Source organism: Rhizobium pisi (genome assembly GCF_003938655.1).
Classification (GTDB): Bacteria; Pseudomonadota; Alphaproteobacteria; order Rhizobiales; family Rhizobiaceae; genus Rhizobium; species Rhizobium pisi.
Genome location: NZ_RJJT01000034.1, coordinates 47381 through 55141 on the forward strand (window position 1 = coordinate 47381; position 7761 = coordinate 55141).

Annotated in this window: 6 protein-coding genes; all 6 read left to right on the forward strand. The window is 58.5% G+C overall.

From position 1 onward, the window contains the following. The first annotated feature begins 53 nt into the window (after nt 1–53). The 6 genes from EFD55_RS30580 to EFD55_RS30605 all read left to right on the forward strand — a co-directional run bounded on the left by EFD55_RS30580 (nt 54) and on the right by EFD55_RS30605 (nt 7213). Nucleotides 54–938, forward strand: a complete 885-nt coding sequence (locus tag EFD55_RS30580) for a carbohydrate ABC transporter permease (protein ID WP_125850534.1) — start codon at nt 54–56, stop codon at nt 936–938. Continuing rightward, nucleotides 938–1789, forward strand: coding sequence for a carbohydrate ABC transporter permease (locus EFD55_RS30585; protein WP_125850536.1), 852 nt, complete (start codon nt 938–940; stop codon nt 1787–1789). The genes EFD55_RS30580 and EFD55_RS30585 overlap by 1 nt, the downstream gene beginning before the upstream one ends. 37 nt (nt 1790–1826) lie before the next feature. Continuing rightward, nucleotides 1827–2972 carry an ABC transporter ATP-binding protein gene (locus EFD55_RS30590; protein WP_125850538.1) on the forward strand — a complete coding sequence of 382 codons (1146 nt, stop codon included), beginning with the start codon at nt 1827–1829 and terminating at the stop codon, nt 2970–2972. Between the two features lie 13 nt (nt 2973–2985). Next, nucleotides 2986–5118, forward strand: coding sequence for a beta-galactosidase (locus tag EFD55_RS30595; RefSeq protein ID WP_125850540.1), 2133 nt, complete (start codon nt 2986–2988; stop codon nt 5116–5118). 118 nt (nt 5119–5236) lie between these two features. Further along, nucleotides 5237–6112 (forward strand): DUF2971 domain-containing protein, encoded by an 876-nt coding sequence (locus EFD55_RS30600; RefSeq protein WP_165504905.1) that lies wholly within the window; start codon nt 5237–5239, stop codon nt 6110–6112. 303 nt (nt 6113–6415) lie between these two features. Continuing rightward, complete coding sequence (locus EFD55_RS30605) at nt 6416–7213, forward strand: hypothetical protein (protein ID WP_125850544.1); 798 nt, start codon at nt 6416–6418, stop codon at nt 7211–7213. The last annotated feature ends 548 nt before the right edge of the window (nt 7214–7761 follow it).

Below are 7761 nucleotides of genomic sequence, written 5' to 3' on the forward strand. Positions count from 1 at the left end.
GCTCGGGCAGCCGGAGCAGGCATGCCTGCCCCTGTCACAACGAGGTTCTCAAAATGCAGACATTATGGCGCCGCCAGCGGTGGTGGCTTACCCCGGTTTTGCTTATCGCGCCGGCGATCCTGCTATTCTTCATCGTCATCCTGCTGTCGGCGGTCAGGAGTGTCTGGATCAGCTTTCACGAGTGGGATGGCTTCGGGCCGATGGTCTGGATCGGGCTTGGCAATTACATCGAGCTCTACAGCGATCCGCAATTCTACGTGTCGCTGAAGAACAACCTGATCTGGCTCGTCATGTTCATGGCGGCGCCGCCGATCGGGCTTGCCATCGCGCTGCTGGTCAACCAGAAAATCGCAGGCATGCGCTTCCTGAAGTCGCTGTTCTTCATTCCGCTGGTGCTCGCCTCGGTCACCGTCGGAGTTGTTTTCACCTGGGTCTATACGCCGGAGTTCGGGCTGCTCGCGCTGATCTTCCGGGCTTTCGGGGCGGTGGCGCCGGCGGTTCTTTCCGACGAGCATTTCGTGACCTTCGCGATCGTCATTGCAGCCCTCTGGCCGCAGATCACCTTCTGCATGGTGCTCTATCTCGCCGGTCTCAACAACTTGAGCGAAGAGCTGATCGGGGCGGGCCGCGTGGACGGGGCGAGGGGCTGGAACATGCTGCGCCACATCGTGCTGCCGCAGCTGACGCAGGTGACCTTCATCGCCATTGCCGTGACCGTGGTCGGGGCGCTCCGCTCATTCGACATGATCTCGGTCATGACCGCAGGCGGGCCGTTCGGCTCCTCCTCGGTGCTTGCCTACCAGATGTACGAGCAATCGATCTTTTCCTACCGCTTCGGCTATAGCGCGGCGATCGCCACGGTGCTCTTCGTGATCATGGCCGTCTTCATCGCCTGGTATCTCACCCACATCATCCGCAGCGAAGAGAGGGGAGGCTGATGTATCCTCGTCCCATTCCCGAAACCGCGATCTGGCAGCGCCGCGTCTATGTGCTCGCCGTCGTCATCGTGCTCTTGGCCTGGCTCTGCCCGCTGTTTGCGATCGTGCTGACCTCCTTCCGCTCGACGGCGGATGTGATGGGCGGCAATCTCTGGGGCTGGCCGACCGAGATCGGCGTCATCGACAATTACCGGGCCGTCTTCACCGACACGCCGATGGCGCGCTATTTCCTCAACAGCCTGACGATCACCATTCCCTCTGTCATCGGCGTGCTGGTGCTGTCGACGCTCGCCGGCTTCGTGCTGTCGCGCTACCGCTTTCGCGGCAACATGCTGATCTTCGCGCTCTTCGTCGGCGGCAATTTCCTGCCGCACCAGATCATGATGATCCCGGTGCGCGACCTGATGGTGCAGCTCGACCTGATTGATACGACGGCAGCGCTGATCATCTTCCACGTCGCCTTCCAGACGGGCTTTGCGACACTCTTCATGCGCAATTTCATCGCAGCCCTTCCCGACGAGCTGTTCCAGGCGGCGCGCGCCGAAGGCGCTTCCCCGTTCCAGACGCTGGTGCATGTGGTGATCCCGCTGGTCAAGCCGGCGCTTGCCGCCCTTGCCATCCTGATCTTCACCTTCGTCTGGAACGATTATTTCTGGGCCGTGGTGCTGACCGTCAGCGACAGCGTCAAGCCGGTTACGGCGGGCCTTGCCAATCTGCGCGGCGAGTGGGTCTCGGCCTGGAACCTGATTTCCGCGGGCACCATCGTCGTCGCCGTGCCGCCCGTCGTGATGTTCTTCCTGATGCAGCGGCATTTCATCGCCGGCCTGACCATGGGCGCGGTGAAGGGATGAGCGAGCGTCTTCCGTTTCAACAAGAGAGGGCCAGGATATGACCAGTCTCGAACTCCGCGAGATCAACAAGAATTACGGCGCCTATCATGCGCTGCGCGGCATCGATCTTTCCGTGGCGCAGGGCGAGTTCATCGTCATGGTCGGACCATCCGGCTGCGGCAAGTCCACGCTGCTGAAATCGATCGCCGGGCTGGAGGCGATCTCTTCAGGCCAGATCCTGATCAACGGCCGCGATGTCAGCCGGCAGGAACCGGGCGAACGCGGCATCGCCATGGTGTTCCAGTCCTATGCGCTCTATCCGCATATGACGGTGGCTGAGAATATGGGCTTCGGCCTCAGAATGGCGAAGCGCCCGAAGGCGGAGATCGATGCGGCGGTCGCCCGCGCCGCCAAGATCCTCAGGATCACCGACCAGTTGGAAAAGCGGCCGAAGCAGCTTTCCGGCGGGCAGCGTCAGCGCGTGGCGATCGGCCGGGCGATCACCCGCTCGCCCGAGGTCTTCCTGTTCGACGAGCCGCTGTCGAACCTCGATGCGGCGCTCCGCACCCAGATGCGCGTGGAACTCAGCAGCCTGCATGCCGAACTCGGCGCCACCATGGTCTACGTCACCCACGACCAGGTGGAGGCGATGACCATGGCAAGCCGCATCGTCGTGTTGAACCAGGGCATCATCGAGCAGGTGGGATCGCCGCTGGAGCTTTACCGCAACCCCGACAATCTCTTCGTCGCCGGCTTCCTCGGCGCGCCGCGCATGAATTTCCTCGGCGTCACCCTCGATGATGTGTCTGGCCGTAGCGTCACCGTTTCCGCACCCGGCCTTGCACCGTTGACGGTGGAGCTTGCCCAGCCGACGACGCTTGCGAAAGGCACAGGCCTCACGCTCGGCGTGCGGCCGGAGGCGATCTCCGTGGTTGCCGAGGGCAGTGGGGACGGGGCCGTGCATGGCGAGGTGCGCCTCGTCGAGCATCTCGGCCGCGAGACCATTCTCTATGTCGATGCCGGCAATCTCCGCACCATCGCCTCGGAAAGCGGCACCGGCAACATCACCGCCCAGCTCAGCTACGTCGCGCCCTTTGCCGCCGGCCAGAAGGTGGCGCTGAAGCTCGATGCCAGCGAACTCTATCTCTTTTCCCCCGACGGCGGCCGCACGATCAGCGCCCGCAAGACCATTCTCGACAGATAGGAAAGATCAGCCCGTGTCCGACAAGACCCTCTCCGTATGGAACACCGTCAAGACAGATCGCTTTCTCGTCGGTGCGCCGCATTATCCCGAGCATGTCGACGAAAGCTATTGGGAGCGCGACGCCGAGCGCATGGCGAAGGCCGGCTTCAACGTCGTGCGCATGGCCGAATTCGCCTGGCACATTCTGGAACCGAAGCTCGGCGCCTACAATTTCGATCTCTTCGACCGCGCCATATCAATGCTCGGGCGCTACGGCATCGACACGATCATGTGCACGCCGACGGCGACCCCGCCGCGCTGGCTGACGGCAGCACACCCTGAAATTTTAAGGGTCGACGGCAAGGGTCGGCCGATGAGCCACGGCTCGCGCCAGCACTGCGACACGGCAAGCCCCCTTTTCCGCGAGCACAGCCGGCGCATCACCAGGGCGATGGCCGAGCACTATCGCGACAATCCTTTCGTCGTCGGCTGGCAGACCGACAACGAGCTGAACACCAGCATGCCGGAGAGCTTTTCCCAGGCGACGCTCACCGAATTCCAGGCATACCTTGCCGGCAAATACGGCGAGATATCAAAGCTCAACGCGGCCTGGGGCGGCGATTTCTGGGCGACGGCCTATGACAGCTTCGATCAGGTGGTGCTGCCGATCGAATTCGGCCCGACCTTTCCGAGCCCCGGCCATGTGCAGGATTACCACCGCTTCCTCGCCTTCTCCACGGCGCGCTTCCAGCACGACCAGGTGGAGATCCTGCGGGATGTGAAACCCAGCTGGTTCGTCTTCCACAATCTCGGGGGCCTGAGGGATATCGATTTCCGCGGCCAGTTCAGCAAGGATCTCGATTTCGTCGGCTACGACATCTATCCCTTGCTCTATGACGAGTTCCAGCGGCTTGGAAACCACGCCAAGGTGCAGGCGCTGCACCTCGATATCTGCCGCGGTTTCTCCGGCAATTACATCGTTCCCGAGCAGCAATCGGGCTTCGGCAGCCAGCCGGGCTTCTGCACGCTGACGCCGGAGCCGGGGGAGCTGCGCCGCATGGCGCTCTCCTCGGTTGCCCATGGCGCCGATGGCCTGATGTTCTTCCGCTGGCGGCCCGCCCATTTCGGCGCCGAGATCTACTGGATGGGCATCATCGACCACGACGATATCGGCCGCCATCGCTATGAGGAGGCCAAGCGCTTTGCGAGCGAGATGACGGCGCTGGAGCCCAAGATCCTCGGCACCTATGTGCGCATGGATGTCGGCATTGCCGGCTCGGATTTCGACAATCAGGAAGCCCACAAGACCTATCCGATCGGCCTGCCGAGCCCGCAGGACGATGCGATCCTGCTGCATCAGCACTGCTATGACAGGGGGATTGCCTGCGGCTTCATCCATCCCGAGGACGATCTTTCCAGGCTGAAGCTCTTCTATGTCCCGCACTGGGTGATGTGGAAGGACGAATGGACGGCAAAGCTCGAAGCCTTCGCCGAAGCAGGCGGCACCGTCGTCATCGGCGCGCGCACCGGCACCCGCACTGGGGATAACCACGTCATCCGCGAGACCGCGCCCGGGACCGCGCTTTCCAAGCTGACGGGCGTGCGCGTGGAAGATTTCGGCCGTCTCGCCGCCCCCGGCGCCAACGGGCTCTTCGACGTGATGGAGCGCTCCGGCGGACTTGTCATTCCGCCCGCCAAGCCTGCCGAAAGCAACCGCCGCCACCGCCGCTTCAAGATCGGCAACCGCGAAATGACGGCCGGCCATTTCTACGAAAACCTCACCATCGAGCCCGACGTCGAGGTGATCGCCGCCTGGTCCAACCGCTACGCCGAGGGCCAGCCGATGGCGACCTCCCGCAAGGTCGGCAAGGGCCAGGTGGTCTATCTCGGCACCTATCTCACGCCTGAGCTGACCGAGGCGCTGACCGAACGCCTGTTTACGCCTGCCGGTATCGAGCCGCTGGTCGGCGGGCTGCCCGAGGGTGTGGAGGTGACGATGCGGATGAACGAGGAGCGGCGGCTGCTGTTTGTGCAGAATTATACGGATCAGGCGGTGATGGTGGGCGGCGTGCCGGCCGGGCGGGATCTGCTGGATGGGGAGAAGATGGTGGCGGGGAGGCTGGAGCTTGAGGGGTATGGGTGTGCGATTGTGGAGTTGGAGGGGTGAGGGGATGGGGCTGAAGGGCGATGAAGGAAGGCGTACCTATGACATTGCTGTCGAAACTGATGTCAAGGTGCTCAAGTCAATGTAGTGGATGAGATCTAACTCTTCTGATTCGAGAACCATGGCTTTCTACGACTATCGACCAACCTCGATGCTTTATCACTCCTGTTCCGCTGCTGGTTTCGCCGGCATTACTTCGAACGGTTCAATTTGGCTAAGTGATCTCCAATACGCAAACGATCCAAAGGAACTCCAGCTTGCTGAGATCGTGGATCGTGTACTCATGGAAGTGATACGCGAGGAAGCATTGCCTCAAGTCCGTGCCGCCTATGCCGGCATGAAGGTTCAACTCCAAACTCTGCGGCAGCGGTTTTGGATGCACTCGTTCAGCTTGTCCCTCCAGTCCGACAAGCTTCCCATGTGGCAAGAGTACACGGACCGTGGAAGGGGATATTGCATTGGGTTCCGACCTTCAGCTTTTGATCACATGTCTCTGCGTGTCCAGCGTGTCAGATACGTGCAGTCCGAGCATCTCGGCGCGTTGCATACTGCAGTGGCCGAAATTGCAGCGCCATTGGTTGGTCGCCAGGATGATATTGCACTGCGAATTGGTGCCGTAACCTCGCTTCTCAGTCTAATCACAGCAACCAAAGAGGACACCTGGCAGCATGAGGACGAGGTTCGACTGATTTTTTCGAGTATGTCTCGACCATCGGTCGATGGAAAAGTGAATATCCCGGTAGGAATTCTTCGTGACGGGACAGAGATCCCCGCTCGTGACCCACTACTTCGGACAAGGGGCGATGTTGAAGTGCCGTACTTCGATATGCAGTTTGGGAGGTACAGGTCCGGCCGGTGGGATCCAAGCGGGGCGATTGCCGAAGTGATCGTCGGCCCCAATAACACGCGCACGGTCGATGAGGTTTCGGATGAGTTGCGAGCAAAAGGGTATCGCGGGGTCAAGGTCATTCGGTCGCGTTGCTCGTTTCGCCCGTGAAAACTCCAGAACAGATTTCGAACTCACTGTAAAGATTTTCGCCGCGATTGGCGTTCCGTTCTGCGTTGCAGACGAGTTGCCCAATAGATGGGCGAGCATGTTCTGTCATAGCCCCCTGTTTTTCTAAAGAAAACTGGTACTGCCGAGTGGGATTGAACCACTGATCTCACCCTTATCAAGAGTGCGATTGATTTGCGCGCTGGGACACTTGCGCAGAAAAAAATGCATTCTATAGTTGCCATTCTTTAACAGTATTGTTCAGAATGAACGTTCTTTCCAGACGTCTTTTGGAGACCTACTTCTATGAATTTAGCCAGCCTTGTTGAACCGCAATTTCTGATAGGAGCGGGGTTAGGCGTTGTCGGTATTATTGTAACGGTTTGGCTATATATACTTTCAAAACCAAAACGAGGGATCTTCTGCTATTTCAGGCATACCAACTTTGTTGGAAATCGCAGCCCACAGCTATCTAATAAATTGAAAATAATATTCGATGATATTGTATTGAGGCGAGTAACTCTCTCGCAATTTATCGTCTGGAATATTGGTCGTGATAGGTTGATTCCAAATGATATTGCTGACGATGGCTCACTAATATTTAAGCTAGAGGGAGACGGTCGTATTTTAAACTACGAGTTAATCAGATCTTCGAGGCCTGAAAATAAAGCGAGTTTGAATTTGCAGGAGGACGCTAAGACTCTCGTAGCGAAATTTGATTTTTTCGCGCCAAAGGAAGGCGTAAAGATCGAGATCTTGCATTCGGGCGAGGGGGAGTCTCTCAAATTCCACTGTACCATACGAGACAGAGTGGGCGCATTGACTGTTGCACCGCTGTATGAGCCACCCAATAAACATATGAAATTTTTCGGATTTATGATCTCTCCGAGAACCATGGGGTGGATTTGCGTTGCACTTGGCGGCTTTGCCTTGGTGTTCATGTTTATGATACCCGCGGATCGGGCTGATTTCTTTTATCCTTTAAAGGTTTCGCCGGAAATACGAGATGTTTTGCGGCGCGCAATGCCAGGGGGATTTATCCTATACTGCGCCGGCGTTCTGTTCTGGCTTACGCGCCGGAGATTTCCCAAGAGTCTCGTTTAGCGCGGATCTAAGGGCAGCACTTTCCGCACGGTATAGAGACTTCGCGACCCGTAAAAACTGTAAGCGCTGGTTGCTTAGCACCTTGACTTTAACGCATTGTCCCGTGTTGAAGATTGCCCTGTGACGGAGATGGAAACAATGCGCCATTATAAGTCATTCAAGCCAACGTCGGGAACCGCTTCTACATTTCTGCATCATGAACAGTGGTGCCGAGCGCTATCGTCAACCTCGCACAGATGACCGATATCCAACCCGTCCACAAAATAGGCTCGACATTACCTTCAAAAACAAGACCGCTCGGCTCAGCTGAAGCGGTGATATATGGCTCCTCGTCGGTTGTCCCGTACCAGCGCGGTATCTTAGCCTCATCGATCCAGCCGTCCATGCCACGATAAACTTTGTGAACCTTTGCCCACTGTTCGTAAGCGCGATTTTCGCTGCACGTTGACGCCAACCCGTTGATTGGCATCGGATCAACGTTTGGAATCGTATTGTGTCAGGCGGCTTCGGTTCTGGCGAAGTTGAACGGCAGCAGGTCGACGATGTCG

Excerpts from the sequence above, each read along its gene's own strand:
- EFD55_RS30580 (WP_125850534.1), top strand. The coding sequence starts at position 54 with ATGCAGACATTATGGCGCCGCCAGCGGTGGTGGCTTACCCCGGTTTTG.
- EFD55_RS30585 (WP_125850536.1), top strand. The coding sequence starts at position 938 with ATGTATCCTCGTCCCATTCCCGAAACCGCGATCTGGCAGCGCCGCGTC.
- EFD55_RS30590 (WP_125850538.1), top strand. The coding sequence starts at position 1,827 with ATGACCAGTCTCGAACTCCGCGAGATCAACAAGAATTACGGCGCCTAT.
- EFD55_RS30600 (WP_165504905.1), top strand. The coding sequence starts at position 5,237 with ATGGCTTTCTACGACTATCGACCAACCTCGATGCTTTATCACTCCTGT.
- EFD55_RS30605 (WP_125850544.1), top strand. The coding sequence starts at position 6,416 with ATGAATTTAGCCAGCCTTGTTGAACCGCAATTTCTGATAGGAGCGGGG.